At 55.4% G+C, this 20,348-nt stretch carries 20 protein-coding genes and 1 pseudogene; 1 reads left to right on the forward strand and 20 read right to left on the reverse strand.

Annotation, left to right across the window (positions count from 1 at the left end; genetic code table 11):
- Positions 1-93: 93 nt before the first annotated feature.
- A complete protein-coding gene (locus tag NE357_RS28330) occupies positions 94-477 on the reverse strand; it encodes an SCP2 sterol-binding domain-containing protein (RefSeq protein WP_169432469.1) in 384 nt (127 codons plus the stop codon).
- A gap of 532 nt (positions 478-1,009) precedes the next feature.
- Here NE357_RS28330 and NE357_RS28335 point away from each other — a divergent pair.
- Complete coding sequence (locus NE357_RS28335) at positions 1,010-1,378, forward strand: DUF6124 family protein (RefSeq protein ID WP_243433273.1); 369 nt, start codon at positions 1,010-1,012, stop codon at positions 1,376-1,378.
- A 62-nt stretch (positions 1,379-1,440) separates the two neighbouring features.
- Here the strand turns inward: NE357_RS28335 and NE357_RS28340 are convergent, their stop codons facing one another.
- From NE357_RS28340 to NE357_RS28430, 19 genes and pseudogenes are all read right to left on the reverse strand, one after another.
- Positions 1,441-2,529, reverse strand: coding sequence for a hypothetical protein (locus NE357_RS28340; RefSeq protein ID WP_249314352.1), 1,089 nt, complete (start codon positions 2,527-2,529; stop codon positions 1,441-1,443).
- 28 nt (positions 2,530-2,557) lie between these two features.
- Positions 2,558-3,547 carry a hypothetical protein gene (locus NE357_RS28345; protein WP_249314353.1) on the reverse strand — a complete coding sequence of 330 codons (990 nt, stop codon included), beginning with the start codon at positions 3,545-3,547 and terminating at the stop codon, positions 2,558-2,560.
- A gap of 51 nt (positions 3,548-3,598) precedes the next feature.
- Positions 3,599-4,354: a lysozyme inhibitor LprI family protein gene (locus NE357_RS28350; protein WP_169432723.1), complete on the reverse strand. Its 756-nt coding sequence runs from the start codon at positions 4,352-4,354 to the stop codon at positions 3,599-3,601.
- Positions 4,355-4,356: 2 nt separating this feature from the next.
- On the reverse strand, positions 4,357-5,265 hold the full coding sequence (locus NE357_RS28355) for a tetratricopeptide repeat protein (RefSeq protein ID WP_249314355.1): 909 nt from the start codon (positions 5,263-5,265) through the stop codon (positions 4,357-4,359).
- Entirely contained in the window at positions 5,246-5,740 is a 495-nt protein-coding gene (locus tag NE357_RS28360) for a hypothetical protein (RefSeq protein ID WP_169432470.1), read from the reverse strand. Before NE357_RS28360 ends, NE357_RS28355 begins: the two co-directional genes overlap by 20 nt.
- A 4-nt stretch (positions 5,741-5,744) precedes the next feature.
- Positions 5,745-6,182: pseudogene (locus tag NE357_RS28365) on the reverse strand (hypothetical protein).
- Positions 6,183-6,269: 87 nt separating this feature from the next.
- Positions 6,270-6,782, reverse strand: coding sequence for a hypothetical protein (locus NE357_RS28370; protein ID WP_249314359.1), 513 nt, complete (start codon positions 6,780-6,782; stop codon positions 6,270-6,272).
- Complete coding sequence (locus NE357_RS28375) at positions 6,779-9,229, reverse strand: alpha/beta fold hydrolase (RefSeq protein ID WP_169432471.1); 2,451 nt, start codon at positions 9,227-9,229, stop codon at positions 6,779-6,781. The genes NE357_RS28370 and NE357_RS28375 overlap by 4 nt, the downstream gene beginning before the upstream one ends.
- Before the next feature lie 9 nt (positions 9,230-9,238).
- Positions 9,239-10,633, reverse strand: a complete 1,395-nt coding sequence (locus NE357_RS28380) for a TIGR01777 family oxidoreductase (protein ID WP_169432472.1) — start codon at positions 10,631-10,633, stop codon at positions 9,239-9,241.
- Positions 10,634-10,732: 99 nt separating this feature from the next.
- Complete coding sequence (locus tag NE357_RS28385; RefSeq protein ID WP_169432473.1) at positions 10,733-11,308, reverse strand: hypothetical protein; 576 nt, start codon at positions 11,306-11,308, stop codon at positions 10,733-10,735.
- 26 nt (positions 11,309-11,334) lie between these two features.
- The gene (locus NE357_RS28390) at positions 11,335-11,862 is read right to left on the reverse strand and encodes a hypothetical protein (RefSeq protein WP_169432474.1); all 528 of its coding nucleotides are present in this window, start codon (positions 11,860-11,862) and stop codon (positions 11,335-11,337) included.
- Positions 11,862-12,383, reverse strand: coding sequence for a hypothetical protein (locus NE357_RS28395; protein ID WP_169432475.1), 522 nt, complete (start codon positions 12,381-12,383; stop codon positions 11,862-11,864). Before NE357_RS28395 ends, NE357_RS28390 begins: the two co-directional genes overlap by 1 nt.
- A gap of 21 nt (positions 12,384-12,404) precedes the next feature.
- The gene (locus NE357_RS28400; RefSeq protein WP_169432476.1) at positions 12,405-12,866 is read right to left on the reverse strand and encodes an XAC2610-related protein; all 462 of its coding nucleotides are present in this window, start codon (positions 12,864-12,866) and stop codon (positions 12,405-12,407) included.
- 9 nt (positions 12,867-12,875) lie between these two features.
- Entirely contained in the window at positions 12,876-13,307 is a 432-nt protein-coding gene (locus NE357_RS28405; protein WP_243433269.1) for a hypothetical protein, read from the reverse strand.
- 27 nt (positions 13,308-13,334) lie between these two features.
- Entirely contained in the window at positions 13,335-13,733 is a 399-nt protein-coding gene (locus NE357_RS28410) for a hypothetical protein (protein ID WP_169432478.1), read from the reverse strand.
- A 175-nt stretch (positions 13,734-13,908) separates the two neighbouring features.
- Positions 13,909-14,313, reverse strand: coding sequence for a hypothetical protein (locus NE357_RS28415; protein WP_169432479.1), 405 nt, complete (start codon positions 14,311-14,313; stop codon positions 13,909-13,911).
- Positions 14,314-14,512: 199 nt separating this feature from the next.
- Positions 14,513-15,445, reverse strand: coding sequence for a tetratricopeptide repeat protein (locus tag NE357_RS28420; protein ID WP_169432480.1), 933 nt, complete (start codon positions 15,443-15,445; stop codon positions 14,513-14,515).
- A complete protein-coding gene (locus NE357_RS28425; RefSeq protein ID WP_169432481.1) occupies positions 15,445-18,237 on the reverse strand; it encodes a glycoside hydrolase family 19 protein in 2,793 nt (930 codons plus the stop codon). Before NE357_RS28425 ends, NE357_RS28420 begins: the two co-directional genes overlap by 1 nt.
- Before the next feature lie 51 nt (positions 18,238-18,288).
- The gene (locus NE357_RS28430; protein ID WP_169432482.1) at positions 18,289-20,331 is read right to left on the reverse strand and encodes a type VI secretion system Vgr family protein; all 2,043 of its coding nucleotides are present in this window, start codon (positions 20,329-20,331) and stop codon (positions 18,289-18,291) included.
- Positions 20,332-20,348 lie beyond the last annotated feature (17 nt).

Below are 20,348 nucleotides of genomic sequence, written 5' to 3' on the forward strand. Positions count from 1 at the left end.
CAACCTTAAAATGCTCTGAAAATGACGAGATTTCACCTGTCAGAAATGACAGTGCGAATACCTACAACAGCCAAATGGCCGAACTGAACGGCCTCAAATCTTGGGTTTGACCTTCCGCGGCTTCAAATACTTCATCAACCCCTGAAACCACATCACCAGCGCCGGATTGCCCTTGAGCTGGATCGACTTGTCCTGAATCCCCTGCATGAACGCCAGCTGCTTGTTCTTGGCCTGCATCGTGGCAAACCCGAACGCCGCGTCCTTGAACGCAATCGCAAACGCCGGCTCCGCCACCACGCCAGACTTGCTGGTAATGCGCTGGTCCTTCACCACGAAATGCCGCGCCACTTTCCCGTCCAGAGTCTGTAGCTGAAACACCAGATCCTTGTCACCCAACTGCTGCTGGAACGCAGGATTTGTCCGACTGGCCTTACCCATCAACAGACCCAGCATCCACAGAAGAAAACGAAATTTCATGCGCACAGCCTCAAAAGGAAAATGAACGGCTGGGGGAGTGTAAGGGATTCGGATGGATTCGCCACTCTCTTGCACGGATAGAAGACGATGCAGCGATTTTCTCGCATGATGACTACCAAGTCACGATTTCACCCTCTGGACTTGATCCCCGTCCTACACCTGAAGAAACACATTCCTGTAGGAGCTGCTGAAGGCTGCGATCTTTTGATCTTCTCCCCCGCAAACCTATGGGAAATTTCCCGCAATACGCCGGGATACCCATGAACTAGGCGAACTTGGACATCACCGATAGCCTCTGTGTGTCACCGCAAAATCGGTGACTCGGACGTGCAAGTCCGGTTCAGGTGCACAATCGTTGATGGCAATTCGCTGAGCGTTTTCCTATGCTCGCGGATCGTTATGGCGGCTGTGCGTCGGAGACTCTCGAGTCTGCCGGCCACCTGGACCGGTCTTGCACACCAACGCATAGCTGCCACCTCTTTCGAAGTGCAAGCGAATGGGTGTCGGCCTCACAATTCCAGGAAGCTGCGCAATGATCAAACCAACACCCAATCCCCCAGAAACACCCGAAACCTCCCCCTACGAATCCCTCGATTCAAAGAAACTCCACGAAGCCGCCGAACGCGCCCTCGACCACCACTTCAAACCCAGAGCCTCACGCCCCAAACGCCTGGGCGGCCTGTTCGCCCTCTGCCCCGACACCGACGCCGAAGCCCTCATGGCCAACGCCTCCGAAGACCTCCTGTCCATCAGCGCCATAGCCGCCAACCTGGCCGACGACCTCGACGGCCCCCGCCGCTCGATGGCACTGGGCCTGAGCAGAATGGCAGACGGCGTGCGGTTGATGGTGGAAGGCACGCTCGATCACATCGAGTTTCGGGAGTATCAGGGCAAGCCGTAGCTGAATTGCGGGCGGGAAAAAGGGGACGTTGAGTCCCCTTTCCTGATCTTCGGCAGCAGCGATTAGCGAAAGTCCTCTGCGCTTTTGGGTCGCGTCTCCAACCCAAGAAGCGCAGCCCGGTTTATGAAGGAATAACTTCCTGAGTCGCATCGCTGCCTGAATACAACTTTGTCCTCCTTGAGCACTGTCAGAAAACTCACGAAGGCCTGACTAACGAGGTAGGTATACGCACCGCTTTTGAACTTGATGATGTTCAGGTTCACGCTGCCTTCCGACGCATCTACAACAAAGAATTTGCCCTTGGGTGGCATCGCGTTCTTCGGGTAGACCATCTCGATGTTCCCCGGCACACCGTAGCGATATTGAACAGAGCCGACCGTGGGCTTGCTGTTTCCCGTCGCACAAACAGAAACCGTCTTACCGCCCCGCAACGGGCAACTGAAGTAGATGTCTTCATCATCCGAGCACAACGTTCCATCCTGCCCGCGCTTCAACGGCGCCGTCTCCTGCGAAACGCGCTCCGGCGTTTGCGCGACATCAGCACAGTTGGACAGGCAAACCAGTTTCGAAAGATCCGGAACATCGCTTTCAGTAAACAGGTACGTCGCTGAACCCTCACGATTGCGGTCGTGATAAACGGGAACACTGACGGCCAGCCCTTTGGCCGACACCGGCACCTTGGTATCCCCGCCCGAGACGACCCAGCCTTCGGCCTCCCCGCATAACGCCTCCAAAGCGACTTCACTGAACGAGTCTTTCGTTGGCACGGCGAACGGCTTGGCATCACCTCGGCAGTCGTAGCCATGCCAGTAGGGCCCGGTGTTCATATCAATGTCGATCGAGAAAACATAAGCGCCGTCGAGCACAACTTTGCCGCTGTCGTAAGTAAAAACCAGCCAACGGCGCGACTTCGCCTGGGAGTAATTTTCTTCCTGAAGGATGTAGCGCTCGCCATCTCGATACAGCCAAAAGCCACTCATCGCTCCAGCCGGTTCCTCCGTCTCGGAGAGACGCTGCCCGGAGTGTGCGTCCACCAGAAAATTGTCCTTCAGCGCCAGCGCACAGTCGCTGCCAACGTCCCTGCACGACGTGAGTGACGGGAACATCGGCCCCGCCACAGCAGTGAAAGAACACAGCAATAACGCGATCAAACCTAATCTTTTCAACTTGCCACCTGCTTCAAAGCGAGTAATCCATCACTTCTTCCAGCCGCCAGCATTGCCCACGGACAAACCGATACTCGAAGACATAATCGGTATCCGGTTTCTGCAGGATCGCAACGGCGTGATCACCCTGCTCGTCCTTGACGGTCAACGTCAGGCCCTGAGCCTCTCGCTTCGCTACATCCGGGATGATCGGGAATTTGAGCTGATCGCCGCTGAGGCTGCTTTTTTGCATCTCGGGTTCGGGATCACCGGCCACGGTCGTGACCATTTTCAGCGGCTGCTGGACGAAGGCTTTCTGCACCTCTGCGCGCTCAGAGAAGGCTGAGAGGAAGGTTGAAAAGTTGGGTGAGGGGCAAGCGACACTGGTCACGTCATCCTTAGTTTTAGGCGACCTCTGGCGATCTTGTTGAAGCTTTGAATTGGCAATGGTCTTTGCATCAAGGTCTGCCAGACGCTTTTTGATACTCGCTGCATCCTTGTAGGCACACACGACTTCTACGCCGTTTTCCCGATTTATACCGTCAAGGCAGTTCTGCAACTCAGGGTCTGGCGGGTCACCTCGAAAGAACTGCAAAGCCAAGTGGTCGCCGTCCTTGAAGAGCGGCAGTTCCAGCACCGAATAGGAATCTCCTTCGAAATGTTCGTCCAGAACTTTGTGTTTTGTCAGGACAAACATGGACTTCCCCGCTCGCTCAGGGAATTTGCGCTCGAAGAAGAACACCGAGGCAATCTGTTCGTCTTCAACCTTCCACACATAATTCAGCGAAGGATTCACCGCATTCATGGGCGCGTAGAAAATCTCGGCACCTGGCACATGCACGCCCCTGACCTGACCCTTGAGGTTGTTCTTCAAAAAGAACACCGTGATCTTTTGATCACCCAACGAAGCAACCACCGGGGGATGCAGTTCACCGATGGTTTGAGGGTCACTTGCCGATGCCGGCTGAGTCGACAAGCCGACGATGAGCCCGAGCACACCAAAACAACTTAAGAGCCTGTTCAATTCCGATCACTTCCCTGCTGATCAATCTTCTAAATATTTACGCTGATGGTTTCACGATGACTCAGGTGCGCCGCATCTCAGCTCTTTGATTTGCTCGTTTTGAATCGGAATTACACAGGCGAGGCGCTTCTCTGCCTCCTCACGAAGCTCGAACAAGCTGAGCGTCAGCTGTAAACCATCCGCAGTGAATGCATGATCCTCAAACAACGCACTGGCGTAACCATCCCAAAACGATTTGCCATTAAAACTGCAAAACCGTTTTGAGGAGAGCACCCGCCAATTGCCCTTGGGCGCGAGGATCTGAACATTGAGGCAGGGGCTGCCAAACGTAGTGACATAACGAGCCACCACATCGCCGTATCGTTGCGAAGCAGAACTGGAAACCTTGGCGACATCGATCACTTCACTCGGATCATCCGGGACGACCGCATCCAGGAAGGCTGCACGCTCTAGGCTCATTCTGGCCATGCAGTTGTTGATGGTCGTGACATGCGCGGCCATCCCAGGCTCGATTTCCGTGGCTTCGAGCGGGCACGTGGTGTCGCGCAGCTTGATCCAGGCGCGCTGGGATTCTCTGGCCATGGCGACCAGCGTCTTGCCCTGCTCCGGGTCGCTCCGCTGCTGAGACTCGAAGCGCGCCAGTAGTTTTTTGTAGCTGATATTGAGCTGTGCATCGGCTTCCTTGCGGGCCGCCTCCACGCAGCGATCGACCTGTGAGCTCACGGAAATCTCTTTGCAGTCGTCATCGGCCATTGCGAAAGAGGCAAACAGGCATCCAAAGGACAACGCGATAAAGCGCACAAACATGTTCAATTTTTCATTCCCTGAATGACGGATCGCTCAACTGCACGTTGAGGTATTTTCTGCGCCTTGCCGTCGGCGCTCATCGCGTCGCGGTACTGGCTGTAATAGCGCTGCGCTTCGTCTTTGCGATCAAGGCGCCAGAGTGAATCGGCGATGTTCAACATTAGCACTGTGCGTTTACCGACTGCCTCGACGCCGCGATACAACTTCAGCGCCAGTGCATCGTTGCCGCCCTCAGCCAAATAGAAACCAAGATCATTGATACCCTGAACATTGCGAGCCGGTGGATGGCAAGCCATGTACGAATCCGCCCCCATGACCAAGCTCCATTCGATCTCGCTGGCTCGATATTGCGCAGATTCAATGTTCGAGAGGGTTTTCAGTAGTGCCTGTGGGGAAGGTGTCTCCATTTCAGCTTTGAGTACTTCACCCTCGTCGGTAGTCCAGCTATTGCCCACCCATTTACCAGCGCAGAACTGATCATCACGCTGAAGCAGGACACAACCGGTCTCCATCGAAATCACATCGCAGTGGCTTCGTGACTGGAAGCTGTCTTCACCACTCCCGTCTGACAACATTCCATACATCGTTTGGTTCACGAGTAAGGTCTTCTTGTCAGGGCTAAGCCATCGAGGAAGGACTTCGACCCCGATATCGGTTCCGTAAAGCGGGAATGTTTTTCCATTCGCGGTAAAGGTCGCACTCGCCGCTTCCACTGAGTGTTCGGGCCATACCTTTGCTTTCAAATGCAATGTCAGTGTGTGCCCGTCGACTCCAGTGACTCGCACTTCTTCTGCCGTAGCCCCATTCGCCAGCAACAGACTCGCGAGCAATAGTGCGGATCTAAGGCTGCCCATAGTCGATCCTTTTAACCGCAGGGCTTGTTTGCTGTAACTATCTTTCAGTGATGCCATAAGCCTCTATGAGCCCTTCCCAGGAACCCTTCGAACCAAACGACCGATAACTATTGCTGTAGCTGTAATGCTCCAACCTTCCAGCGGTGGAGTAATACCCGCGCCACTCCGGGCAGGACCCACACCCGCCATAACCGCCGATGAACACCAGGCTGCCCTTGCTTCCTTTTACACAATCCATCTCCACTGCCACGTTACTCAGCATCTTCGTCTTCTTACCGTCAGACGTGAGCTGTGAAACCTTGTCGATGTTGCGGCGCAACACTTTGCCGCCAATGTTGATCGTCTGATCGGAGCAGACCGGGATGAGGTGGGTTTCCGCGTCATCCACCGTCACGGATCGGCACGACGACACCATCACCACTTCAACACCGCCACATTGCATGACATCGCGCTGGGTGTAGGCGTCCTGGGGAGCGGCGAAAGCTGGAAATGAGAGCAGCAGCGAAAGGCTGCCTGCTAGAAGACGGTTCATCCACTCATTCCTCATCGATTGACGGCGATTCCAAGTCGGTCATGCCAAGCAGCCGGAACTCGTTGTTCACGAATTCGTAGTACCGATCCCGGTTACGGTTTTCCAAGTGATTTCCCTGGGCGTCTTCTTCGCCATCGAGCGTGACGCCTGAAATGATGATCAAGCGACTATCGGGCAAATACGTCGTGTCGAAAGTGCTGCCGTCATAGGCATTCGGAAGACCGCCAACGACATCACCGGCTGGGTGTCCAGCACTTCGCCGCAAATGGCGCCGCCGCCACAGCCGAACCTGTACAGGATGTAATGGCCGGCGAAGTTGACCTTGCCTTGCAGGGCCTTCGCCCGGGTTGCTTTGTTCCTGTTGCACCGGTTCATGGTTGGGGCCGCTGAAAACGGGGGTGACGGTGTAATCCTTGAAGTCGGGATCAGCGGCGAATGCGATGGAAGTGGCAGCTGACAGCAAGCTGCCGAGAACAATCGAAAATCCTTTCAAGTACTAACTCCATAACTGCAGTGGGAAACCGCTGGCTTACTCAGACTGACCTTCATAACGCTGTGTCTGCGGGTTGAATTGCCATAGATGACGCCGAGTTAACGCGTCTTTTCCCATGTAACTGATCTGGTCGCGCTTATCCCTGACGTAGGAATAGATTGCGATGTCTTTGAAGTCTCCGCCGTTCTTGGGCGGACCATCCAAGACCTTCACTCTGGCGAAATAATCTCCACCGACATGCTTCAAGTAACCATGGCACTGGATCAGGAAGGCGAAGGTTGAGTCACCCGCTGATCCGCGACTTGAGTAGGAGGTGAAAATGAAGTCTTCCTGACCGTCGTCATTGAGATCACCGCGGTACACAACCTTGCCGTACTCCACAGAAAATTGGTCCTTGTGGAGGCCGGAAAGTATGTCGTCAGGCTTGTTATCTCGACTCTCTGACCACTGAGAGAGAAAGTGCTTGGTATCAGACTCGGAATTGCACACATCCATCGCCATGCTCGCCATCGGCAACCAGGCCATACACATCAACAACAGTCGTTTCACTTCACATCCTTCGAATTCATCAATTCCAATTCCCCATCCCGATACAACACTTCGCACCCGATCCACGCCAGATCCACCTGCGGCATCACCGCCGAAGGCTTGCGCAGTTCCCGCAACAACGTCGAACCATGCGACAACCGCCCGCCCATCCGCGCAATAACCGCCCGCGCTGCCTGATAGTGTGCGTGACGCCCCGGATCGAGGGTGTCTTCCAGCAAGATGTCTTCGCCAAGAATGCCCCTCACCTGCCCCGGGTAGATCATGAATCCGGTGGCCTGTTCGGCCCCTTCGCGGCCGTCCTGCCAGAAGCTGCCGTCGCGCGTGCGGATGTCCGGGTGCGGCGCAAACCAGTGTTCGCGATCCGCCAGAGGCATGGCGTGATGCAGGCGGAAGAAGATGCGCATCAGGTTGTCGCGATACCACTCGCGCACTTGCAGGTAGTAACCACGCAGGCCCGGCAGGCCGGTCGAATGCGCGAGGCGAATCAGCCCTGACCATTGCGGGAAGGCCTGTAATGGCAACGCGCTCGATACGGGTCGAGGTGTGGCCGGATCGGTCTCCCACGGCAGCCGATGAGGGCTGTTTTCCAGGTTGTCGTAAGCGGTGGGTGGTCGGCCAAGCCAGTTCCCGCCGCTGCTGGCCAGCGCCGTGGCGATGCACAGATTGCCCTGCACCACGAACACATAGAACCGGGTGAACCAGTCGGCCAGTTGCTGACCGTCAGCACCCTGGGCGACGAGGTCGGTCAGTTCTTGGTCGAAGCGCCGCAAGCCGTGTTCAAGGCTCAGCAAATGCCCCCGAGCGATACGCTGCATGCGCAGGAACAACGGCAGCGAACGCAACATCCGCAGCGGTCGCCACGGCAGATGCGGGGTCGCGCCGCCGACTTCACCGGCATAGTTGCTGGCGCTGATGCCCCAGTCGGCCAACCGTGCGAGAAACAGGTCGTTGTTGATGTAGGACGCACCGCCAAATACAGCCGTGAACGGCTCGTTGTCCTGCAACACCCGCGTATCCCAACGGGCCATGATCGCCGGAATGCTCGCGGCGGCCCGGCGCTGGGCGTACTCCACCAGCATGCTGGGTTGCGGCGGCAGGATCTCGGCGATGTTGGCGGCCGTCAGGTGCCGGCGCCAGCCGTAGTCGCTGATCGGCCGGTATTGCAGCAGCCACAGTTGCGTACCGTCCCAGGCCCATTCGACATCGCCCGGCACATAGTGAAACACCCGCAAGACATCCTGGAGAAAGCGCCACAGCACGTCTTCGGTCAAACCGTGGGCGGCTGTGAACGTGCCGCTGCGCCAGGCATCGCCGAGCCGCGAAAGCGTCGCCCGTTCCGGGCTGATCTGACCGTCGGCAAGGGACTCAAGATGACCTTCAACCCACTCGAGTTCCACCGACAGATGACGCACAAACGCGATGCCCGACACCTGCGGCGTGATGAAGCGCTGCACCACCACTTCCTCGACGCCTTCGGCAGTCAGCGCGGCAATGCGCGCCGGCACGTTGGCGGCCGGCTCGCGCAGGTAGGTCGTGCTCAAACCGGCATTCGCCGAGTCGGCCTGGTCTTCGCCATAACTGGAGGAACGTACCGCCCAGATCGCCTGCGGTTGGCGGGCGAGGAAGGTCGGTAGTCGCGGATCGTTGCAATCGTTGAGGGTCAGCGCCGCCGGCACCGGTTGACGGGCCAGTTCCGCCAGACGCAAACGCCCGCCCTTGGTGTGCGCGACAAACCCGCGTTCGCCCGACTCCAGCCACTGCGCAAACTGCGCGGGCGCGTCGATCCACGGGTAATGGCCCCAATCGGGTTTCAGGCTGATGGTCAGGTCCGCGCGCGCAAGAATCGCCGACCATGCCGCCGCTTGTTCGATGCCGAGCACCTTGTCCTGATCGCCCCAGACCAGCTCGACCGGGCCGGTGATCCACTCGAGCAATGGCAGCGCGGTGTCGGCACGGATCAGATCCCAGTGCGGCACAAACGCACGGCAACGCGCATAACCGGCGCCCATGCGCTGGTACTGCGCGGGCGTCCAGGTCTGGTTGGAGAACTTGCGCGCGAACAGCGTGGGTCTGTTCGACAGCAGCCAATGAATGGACTTGCGGATTGGCAGCGGTGACATCAGCGCCGGCAATCGGCGCTGCCACAAAAAGGCGCCCACCGGCGCCAGCAAGACACTGCGAGAAAAGTGCCCGGGCCGGCGTTGCAGCGCATGCAGCACCAGCAACGCGTTGACCCCGACAGCCATGATCGCGCTGCCCTTTTGCGTCATCGCCAACAAGGTCTGCGCATAAGCCGCCAGATCCTCGCAGGGCGGCTGCGGGTTGGCGCCGAAGCCCGGCAGCTCTAGCGGCACCACGTCGTAACGCTGAAAATGCGGCAGCGAGTCATCCCACCAATCGGCGGCGCTGCCGTTGCCGGCGAGCAGGTACATCAAGGGCTTGCTCATGGGCGATCCTCAGGCCAGATCGCGCAGTGCGGCGTCGAGGGTCGGATAGCGGAACGTGTAGCCCGCCTCGCTCAAACGCTGCGGCACCACGCGCTGACCGTCGAAGAACAGCTGAGCCATTTCCCCGGCCAACGCACGCACTGGCGCTGCAGGAATGTGGAACCATACCGGACGCTTAAGAACCCTGCCGACGTTCTCGGCGAAGGCTGCCTGACTGACGGTTTCGGGGGCGACCATGTTGTAGGTGCCGCGCAAATTTTCATCGTGGAGGGATCGAGCGATTACCTGAATCACATCGTCGCGGTGCACCCAGCTCATGATCTGCCGACCATCACCCATGCGCCCGCCGAAGCCCAGGCGGAAGGGGATCAGCAATGGCAACAACGCACCACCCGGCCCAAACACCACGCCGAGGCGCAGCACAACCTGACGAACACCAAACTGCGTCGCGGGTTGCGCGGAAGCCTCCCAACGCGCACAGAGTTCGGCCATGAAACCGTCGCCCTTGCAGGCCTGCTCATCGAGGCTTTCGTTGGCATCGCGCACGCCGTAGAAACCGATGGCCGAGGCCTGAATCCACAGCGCGGGTTTATGGCTCGTGTGCTTCAGCCAGGTCATCAAGGCTTCGGTGGTATCGACCCGACTGGCGAGCAGTTGAGCCTGCCGCTCGGGGCTCCAGCGTGGACCGGCGACCGGTGCGCCGGCGAGGTTGATCACCACGTCGAAAGGTTCGTCGCGGCCGAGTTCGCTCAACGACCGTACACAGCGAACGCGACCGTCGAACAGGTTCGCCGCTTTCAACGGATCACGCGCCAACACGCCGACCGTGTGGCCGGCATCGAGTAATTGATTGACTACGGCTTCACCGATAAACCCGGTGCCACCGGTGATCAGTACCCGCTTGTAGGCGCCGCCGGCAAAGGGGTTGGACTTGCTCACGGTTCTTTCTGGTGGGGATCTCCGACGATCATGGCGCAGCAACCAGATCAGCGGCGGCAACAGCACCAGCAGCGCAAAACCGTCGAGCCACAGATGCGACCAGACCTGTTGTTGAGCTGAAAGCCACATGTCCTGAGGCGCCCATAACAGGATGCCCGCCATCAACCAGCCCCAAATTGCGGGAGCTTTAAGACGGTTGCCGAGGTGCACCAACGCGAGCATGTACAGCGAATAACTTTGCAGCGTCGCGCCGAAAAGCGCGAGCCACCAGACCTGCTGCTCGTGACCGGCGGCAGGGACCGCATCGGCGCCCCAGAATGCGAGTTCGAGGGTGTGAAGATAGCCGTCGAGTAATCCGGAATGACCGGCCCAGGTCAGCGTGAGACCGGCGAGCACATGCACGATTGCCGTGGCATACAGCCAAAGCACCATCGCGGGGCGAAGAGAGAAAGAGGGGGCTGGCATTCCGTGTCCTGAGCGTGTTCCTTGAGGGCGGGGAGTTTAAAGGAAAATGGGGGTTGTCAGTCGCGCGAAGACAAAACGTTTGGTCCCGTTCAGTGATCGCTATTGCGCGGAGTGAGCGTCGATCACGCCGAGTAAATCCTTCAACCTGGCAATATCCTCTTCGTAAAAACCATTACATTGGGTGACGACTACATATTCAGAGCCGGTCGCTTTTTCATGGGTACTGCATACAAGTCCAAAACCTTCCCCGCCACCCTGTCGTTCGTACACGACATCCCGCGCATCCATCAGTACCCAGCCTGGCATCGCCAGTTTTTTAGTGGCTGATTCGGGCAACTGATCGAAATGCATGATTCCCTCAGCATTCGGCAACTTGACGAGCAAGTTGTAAGGCGACGACAAAGCACTCACCCCCACCATCTTCTTGACCTCGTTGAGGTCATTACCCCGCACGATAAACGTAGAGAGGCGGTCTATATCACTTTCATAAGCTGGATGATTGCGCGGCGACAGCTTCAAGACTTCCACGGCGCCCTCGTTGAGGCAACTGACCACCTCAAGGGTTGATTGGACGTCATGAAACTCGCAGGTGGATTCTTGAGCAAACACTGTCGGTGATAGAAGTGCCGTGCAGAACGCGAACACCCAGGTGAAACAAGATTGGGGCACGCTCAATTGAATGTCCTTGTACACATTTCCATTCACTGTGTATGACCCGCACCAATGCATTGAATGGAGCTGTCCGCGATGACGCCTCGGGCCAACAAACGCTCGACCGCAGCAGGGCCCGACTTAAGCTCGGTCTTGCTGGCCTCGCGATAACAGGCCATTGCACGGGGCAGATCAGCAGCGACGACAGTGCCGGTTTCGTAGACGTCACCCAATCGCAGGAGTGCGTGGCTAGAGCCTCGTAGCGCGGCGCTTTCCAATGTGGCCATCGATTTTTGCGGATCAATGCAGGCCTTGTGATCGTCGTACTCACCCTCATCGCAGTAAAACAAGGAGAGGAACACGCCATCGTCGGGATTACTCTGAAATGCCTGATTCATGAGCGCCAGAATCTGTTCATTCGGCAATCGCGGTGCCTGCCCGGAAAGACTGATTCCCGCGGCCGCCACTGCCGCCTGGGCCGAACCTTTGCGGGCACCGTCCACATAGCTGTCCAGCGCTGCTGCGTACAAAGAGACACCGGATTCGCCAGATGCCTTGTTGACCAGCCGATCGAACATCACGCTTTTTTCAACTCGCGCTCACCGGGTGAAGGGCGATCTGTTCGAGCCACGTCATCCATCACCGCTTCGAGCGTCCAGTCTTCAACACTGTTCAGCACCCAGCAGTCGCTGTGTTTGAAGACGAAAATCTTCAAGAAGGTACCCTGCTGATCACGCACGACCACCTTGTTCGGAAACGCGATCTCGGTAGACAGGCTCAACGCGGCAGCATTTTCCGTACCCAGCACGCTCAATTCATCGGCGGGCAAATGCTTGACGCTGCGCACGACAACCTTGGGTATGTTGCCTTCAGCCACGACATGAGTTGCCTGAATCAGCAACGCGGTAAACGCTTTCTGTACCGCCGAGTCCGATGAAAAGATTTTGACGAAGTCAGCGAAGTTGTTAGCCGGGCATTGCTGTTCAGAAGAGGCGAAGGCGCTTGTGCACAGGACGGTGCTCAACAATGCGATGGAAAGCCAGTGGTTCAGCCTGCGTGTTGTCATACCGCAACTCGGTACCGCAAAAAAATGTTTCAACAGTGTTCTTCCTTGAGCCATTCAGGTCTTGCGTTTGGTGAATCGGGTAATGCATTGCTCTGGCCCGTTCATGCCCCAATAAGTGCTGAGCAACGCCTTACGCTTTTTGTCTACGCGCAGGTTGACGAAGCCATCGCCGCAATCGGGCTTAGCCTCTTCGAAGCGGTTTGTCTCAGGTTGGTAGATGAACACTCTGAAGTAGGAGTAAGTACCCATACCGTCATCAATCTGCCAGACAGAAAAGTCCTTCATACCGTCGAAATTGAAATCACCGATCTGCATATGCAGCGGTTTTTCCGCTTGAAAATTGATTGTCTGCGACTCGCTGTGCGCTGCGTTTTTAAGAGCGACATTCAGAGTGGAACCTTCGAGTATCAATGTCGCTTCGACGCCTTTGGCTGGACTGAACGTGGTTGGTTCGGCCCACACCGAGATCGTCCACAGCAGGGCAAGCAATGAAACCACTAGAGTTTTGAATTGCATTTACTCGTTCTACTCCCACTCGCATCCGGACTCTAGGGAGGAGTCGATGTTGGGGTTATTCAAGAAGTGGTAAACCTTTCCGTTGGACTTTTTCGTGTACTTCATCGAGACGATCTGCGCCCCTTGAGTCACGAAATCGTAGGTTCCCGCAACTTTGCCATTGACGACTTCAGACCACGTTGTGGCTCTCTGCCAAGGGGCGTCGGGACCGAGCATCTCCTCCTCGGAATCCGTCAACACAATGGAGATGGGCTCGCTGGACTTGGCGTACTTGACGAATCCACCTGACCACTTGCTGGATGAGTCGTAGTAGGTACGCAGTTCGAACTTCACCGGGCTGTCCTGTGAAAGTTCGAAGCAAAGTGATTCGGTGGTGACCTCCGCATAAGCCATCAGGGGGAAGAGGCTGACCAGCAGAAGAAGGGCTTTTTTCACGTTCATTTCCTTATGAGAGATCGGGGGCACTGCCTATTCCGATCCCGCTACACACTGTCCATCCTGAAGATCAGGAGCCAGCGCCCGATTTCCCGACAGATACCAACTCGCAAGCGACTGACTCTCGCAATAAGCGTTCTTCTCGGCATCGTAATAAAACGCGACCTTGTGATTGGCCATCCCGCCCCGGTTGGGGACAAACAACTCGACGGCGAACACGACATCGGGCAAAGCAGTTTTTCTGTCCGACATCAGCGTGGGTGGCCCCAGAAACTTACAGGGCACGCCGTCAAAAGGCAGATCCAACCGGCCGTCTTGATACCTGTAAATCGCGCAAATGCCATGCGGATCCTCAATCACCACGGCAGCCATCGTTCCACCGCTCCAGTTCACCACGCCATCTGCAATGGCGCGAAAACTCTCGGCAGGCATTTGGTTTTCCTTCGTGAGTGCAGCGACCATCGCGGTGGGCATTGTATGGCTTGTACTGACACCGGCTGGCGCTGCGCTTGCGGACAACGCCCACGTCAACGCCAGGAACAACAGGGGAACGAAATTCACTTTGACTCTCCGATGGCGTGGCTGACCGATGTGCAATGCACGACCCTTACTGCGCCGTACATTCAGGTTCTGCGAGATGTTCACCATCAACGCGGAATTTGCATAATTCGGTAGTTTCATTCACTCCAACCAACGACATCAGCTTGAAGGCCAACTGCAATTCGGTGTCGGAAAACGTGGCCCTATCCAATGAGACATCGGTGAAGCCGTTGTTAAAACTCTTCCCTGCAATTTCGCAGAATGCTATCGAGTCGCTCGCAGCCCCTTGTCCCCCAGGCTTGAGAATCTGAATATTGACGCAGGGACTATCGAACGTTTGGTAGTAACGGACCAGTTTTCCGGAAACGTAAGCGACATCGGCTTTGAATATATCGACGACCGGCCCTCGTGCGTTGCCTGCAAATGCACAACATGAAAAACACAAAACTGAAAACAGCGACAATCCTTTCAAGACTCACCCACTCCATAAACCTGCTGATCAAATGCTTTAGTTCACTGTTTGCTCTTGCCCGGAGCCATAGCCAATTGACGGGCTCGCTCTATCGTCGCGCGGATCAAGCAGGCATTCGACCACTCCCCGAAAACCGATTTAGACGATTTTGGCTCCACAAATAAATCTGTCACCTTTTTTTATTATCATGACAAATATATCAGCCCCTCCTTATACAAAAATCCTTATCTTTAACGGATGCAGGTATACGTGAAGACTTGCCAAGCACATTCATCTTATCGATATAACTCGCATAAAGAGGGCAAGCATCTTCTTTCATACCCAGATCCCAATAAGCATCTGCCAAATTCAGTATGGCAACTAACCTTTCAGGATACTTTTGGTGAATTTTCTTCAGAAGCAATACTGCCAAAGCACTCTCTTTATTACGGTATAAATAATAAGCATAATCATTGATCGCTCCAACATTATTATCCCCAACAATCAATGATATTTCATATACCAAATCTTTTGGAATGCTAATTCGTTCCCCACTTGTGCCGGGCTGAAGAAAAAGCCCCCCTTTTTCACCTTCAGGAAGCTTCTTCAATACATACTTAAAGTCTTTATTAATTTCGGCAACCTTTGCACTTTCACTCATGTTCTTGACAGCAGGACCATTACCAGAAAATTGGGAAAACTTTACGCAACACTCAATGCGCCGCACATCAAATCCACGAGGAATTCTATCCTCGCCTGGCACGTTCTCGTCGCCAATAGAATATTTTTCATCACGATCAGGCTCCTCCCAGCCGGACATTTTGTATAGCAAGAAATCGTTAAGACTTCGATCCCATCTGAAGTCATACTTCGTTATCAGTGTGTTATGCGGGTAGTAGTCAATCAGAAGTGAAAAATCACCTGGTATATATCCCTCTGAAAGCCCGCCGCTACCGAGCTCAAAACCACCTGTTATTTTTTTATCACTACCACCAATATCGATGGTTATATTTGAAAAAGTCTCATCTTCCGCAGAAGAGGACACAGCATAATGATCACATACTCCATCGGAATTCAGATCGATCTGACATTGAGTAGCTGCCTGCACAACGCCGAACACGGAAAAAAGCATGAAACCAAATAAAAACTTCATCATAGAGTTCCTCCAAGAGCAACTATTCGAGCTTCAGCATACTGTTTCGCGACAGACGCGGTGCGGGAAGATGCGTAGTATTTGCGGGTAGCATTGCCACTTACGGACGAGTCCGAGTTATATAGCTCAATAAAACGCTTATACCCTATAATCGCTTGATTTCGGTCTGCGGCCTTCCCGCTAGTTCCTCCCGCCGGATCACTCCATAGCCCCCAAGCAAACGAAAACTTGGCATTTTTATATGCTTTACTGTCAGCCAACTCATAGACGCCAAATTTATTCAGCTTGGCGCACCCTTTTATATCAAGCGCTTCAATTGCTCGATTCAAAAACTGCAATCTATCATCGTAACCATTGAAGCCACCATTCACCACGGCAGTACAATAGATAAAATCATCCAAATCCGAACTCGCAGTTAACTTTTTAAAATTCGCCCAGAACCACCCCACGGAAACCACACTATGAGGCAGCTGTGCCATTTTATTATAGTCGGGCGCGCCCAAGAAATTTTCGCCTATAAAAATACCATAAGCCTTATAGTTTTCTTCGTAAGTAATTTGGATCAAGCCCCGACCAATATATGGCGCATACGAAGGAAGACTATTATAACCCTCAATCGTAACTCCAAGACTGCCACTCTCATGTAACATCTGCGCCAAAACATGCGCCTTACTTATACAGGTAACAATTCCAGCCGTAGCGTACATTTCAGTTAGCAGATCTGTGTACTTGTCAATATTAGCCTGCGTAGCCGCTGGGGCAATTAATTTAATTTGCTCTTTAGTAATAACATCCGAACAACTACAGCCACCGCTATGTGCAAACGAAGAAATTAGTCCGACAGGATGAATATGTTGCACTCTCGCATCATTGGAGATTCCGTGCTGCCCCAACAGCTTGCTCCACCAACTGAGCTTCTCAATTCGCGCCTTTTCTTCTACCCATTCTTTATGAGGTTCAGAATCGCTATGCCCAATTATTTCGTCTAGGGCATCCCACTTATCTTTTTTAAAGTCCCACTCATTTTCATAACGGGTGACCATTTGCGATATTGGTTGAGAGAACCAAGGCTTGTTCAATGCTTCTGCAATCTCAGTCGGGGCGATTTTTTTATCCCCGTCCCTATCAAGTATTTTATACAGCTTCTCGTTAACGGAACCCGCAATAGCCGCCTCCACGTTTGGCAAATAGCCCTCACGCTCCTGCTCACTGAGATTCTCTTGGGCATGTAAAAACGCTGCAAAGTGATCGGCGTTGCTGGTGGTCTCTTCGATAAAATCGAAGCCATTCCACTCAAATGGTGAATGTCGCGAAATAACTATGTCTTGCTCCGCAAACCACCCATCAATCCCGTTACCGTCCTTGTCCCCCAAAAGACCATCTAGACGCCACCAATACGTGGTTGTCGTTGACTGCCCCATTGTGACTGTTTGTTTTATTTTTTTGTCCGCAGGTAGCGTCTCCAGCAATCCTACAGGGACATAAAAATCGTACCCCACATCATTCCCAGCGTCTGATGCCTTAGGAGGATTTGTAGCGTTCATACCTTGCACGTGCGTAATAAGCTTGGTGCCTACAGGTATTTTGACTATTGATTTCTCAGCGACGGGTGCCCCTGCGGCTTTAGCTTTACTCTGCTCAGTGAACGCCTTCACATCCTCACAGCTGAAAACCTCTAGGTGCAGGAGGTTCTTCGGAGCTGCATCTGAATGGTTTTGATACTTGCCAACATGCCCGAGAACTTCACCAGCTTTGATCTTGTATGTCGGAGAGAGGACAACAACATCTCCCATCGGGCTATGCGGCTCACTCTTCGGCGTAAGTGACTGCAGCCAAATAAACCCAGGAAACTTGCCATCCGCGCCGGCGGCTAGGGCTGGAGTCGCCTGGCCACTGACGATTTCGGCGAGCTTACGAAAGTTGTTAGGTGTCGCTTCGTCACCAAGCCGTACTTGTGCGCCTGCTGGTAAGTGGCTAAGCGGGAGGCCGCTGGTATGGGCGCCCCTGATATTCGCTCCGTGCTGAGCGCCTCCAGGGATAGGATCTTGAGCTTCGTTACCCACGAAATACTTGCCACCCCCCAAGTCTTTCAATTGACCCTTATATACCCATCCGCCCGCAGGCAAGCCTGCGATTTCAGGACTAACGCTGATAACCGCAACCCACATTTGATTCGCTGGGGCAGGTTGTGTAACCACGGTCGTCCCCCGGGGCAAAACTGCCAAGACGGGAAAGTGCCCGGCGTTACCACTTCGCATCCGGATGCCCAAAGGCTTGTCTGGAGCATTGGCCTTAACTTCATAAAGCCCCTTTCCCCAAAAACCCGGCCGGTCTTTAAGCGTAGGGTTCGCTTTGTAACCCTCCCAATCCAGCAAGTGCATATAGAGGCTGAAAAACGTCAGGCTTGGCCCTGCCACCGGCGAGCTTGCGGGAGCCGCCCCGGCTACAGGCGCCGGAGGTGCCGGTAACTCAAGTCGATGCTTAACCAGCACAAACCCCGTCGAATAAACCGAGTGCGTCGAGCCAAAATCCGAAGTCGGATACTTCTCGTCAATACGGTAGGCGACGACTTCTCCATCAGCGATGCACCTGACCTCCGTCAGATCCTTCACCAACCCTGAAGCTTCATCGAAATGAACGCCACCATGCCAAAGACCATTGGCCCCCAATGGGTAGTAACCGTCCTTTGCTTTAGCTAACGCTTTGTAGAACTGCTGTGGATCGGTCGCTTCGGCTGTCCCTACCTTCAGGGGATACGACCATTTTTGAATTTTGTTCGTTGTCTCTGTCATTACCAATTACCTGAATTCTGATCCCTGGTGGCTTGGATTGCCGTCGATGTATTACCCAGAAAAATTGAGCATGCGTTTTGGCTTGCGTTTGACCTGTTCTTCAGGCGCATTCAACAACGCCTGATCCATCAAACTCCCCGCCTTATCCTTATCCGCCGCCCCCGGGAGCACCGGCGGTTTGATCCCGATCCCGGTGCCACTCCCCGCCGACCCGCCAGCATTAATCTTCACCACCGGCCCAACCACCGTCACACCACCGCCATCGAGCTTGATAAAGCTCCCACCGCCCAGAATGGTCAGTTCGGTGCCGGCCTCAATCACCATCTTGTCGCCAGACTTCAGGTGGATCTCTTTCCCCACACTGGTCAACTGGGCGGTACCAAGTTTGACGTGCTGGCTCTCTCCTACCGTCAGGTGATCGTCAGCTTTCGCTTCGATCTTGCGGTCGCTGATGGTGGTGCGGTGCTCTTCAGCCTTTAGCTCGGTGTAGGTGTTCTTCACCACCGTATCGTGGCGTTCATTCCCGACCCGAATCTTCTGGTCGTGCTCAACGTTTTCATCCCAGTCGCGCTGGGCGTGGATGAAGATTTGTTCGGCGCCTTTTTTGTCTTCGATGCGCAGTTCGTTGTAGCCACCGCCGCCCGGGGAGCTGAGGGTTTTGAAGACGCTGCGGGTTTTGTTCGCCGGCAGGGCGTACGGCACCGGGTTTTCCTTGTGGTACAGGCAGCCGGTCACCAGGGGTTGGTCGGGGTCGCCTTCGAGGAAGGTGACGAGGACTTCCATGCCGATGCGCGGGATGGAGATGGCGCCGTAGCGGTCGCCGGCCCAGGAGCTGGAGACGCGTAGCCAGCAACTGGTCTTGTCGTCGGCCAGGCCTTCGCGGTCCCAGTGGAATTGCACCTTGATGCGGCCGTATTGGTCGCAGTGGATTTCTTCGCCTTTGGGGCCGGTGACCATGGCGGTCTGGCTGCCGAGCACGCGGGGTTTCGGGTGTTCGAGGGCCGGGCGGTAGAACACGTCCCACGGGGTGGCGAGGAAGGTGTTGCGGTAGCCCTGGTGGAAGTCATCCTTGTTGTCGGTGGTGTCGCTGGTGACCGACTCTTCGAGGACTTGCGGTTGTTTGCCTTCGTGGAAGATTTCGGTGAGCAGCCACAGGTCGTTCCACTCGCTGCGCGGGTGGTCGGACATTTCCATGAAGTGGCCGCTGACCAGTTTGGTCTGATCGCCGCGACCTTCGGCCTGGCGGTAGTCGGCGCGGTGGCGTTCGAGGGCGCGCTGGCTGAGGAACTTGCCGCGCGCGCGGTCGATGAAGCGGCCGGGGTAGTCGTAGTCTTCCAGATCCGGTTCAGTGCTATCGCCATCCGGTTTGTAGGCCGCCTCCATTTGCAGGCGTGGTTTTTCGAAGTCGTAGTCGCGGCGCGTGGTGCGGCTGGTGCGGGTTTCCAGGCGCAGCTTGAAGCCTTTGATCACCGGTTCTTCGGCGACCATGCCGCTGCCCTGCACATACGCGGTCGGCTGGCCGAGGTTGGGGAACACGGTCTGGTCGTCACCGAACACCAGCAGGTGACCTTTCTTGCTGTGCTGGAAGTGGTAGTGAATGCCTTCCTCCTCGCAAAGACGCTGGACGAAATGCAGGTCGGTTTCGTCGTACTGCACGCAGTAGTCGCGATCCGGGCACGGCTGGCTGAGCTGAAAGCTGTAGGCGTTGCCCTTGATGCCGTGCTCGTCGAGGATCAGCGCGATGATTTTCGGCGCCGACATCTGCTGGTAGATGCGCTGGTTGGTGCGGTGATGCAGGTATTGCAGCTGCGGCACCAGCGAAACCTTGTAGCGGGTCAGGCGCTTGCCGGCATCGCCCTGGGCGACGCGGTAGATCTGGCCGTGGATGCCCGAGCCTTGCGGATCGAGGGCGAGGAACGCCTGTTTGTGCAGGAGTTTTTCCAGGTCCAGATCGGGGTTTTCGCTGACCAGTTCCAGGTCGAAACGGAATGGCTGGCTGATGCCTTCGGTGCCGGTGAACGACAGCACTTGCAGGTCGCCTACGTAGTCTTCAACGGTGAGGCTGAAGTGCGTTTCGTTAGCTGGGTTGAACATAAAGTGCTCCCTGTTCG

This window comes from Pseudomonas sp. G7(2022) (genome assembly GCF_052660475.1).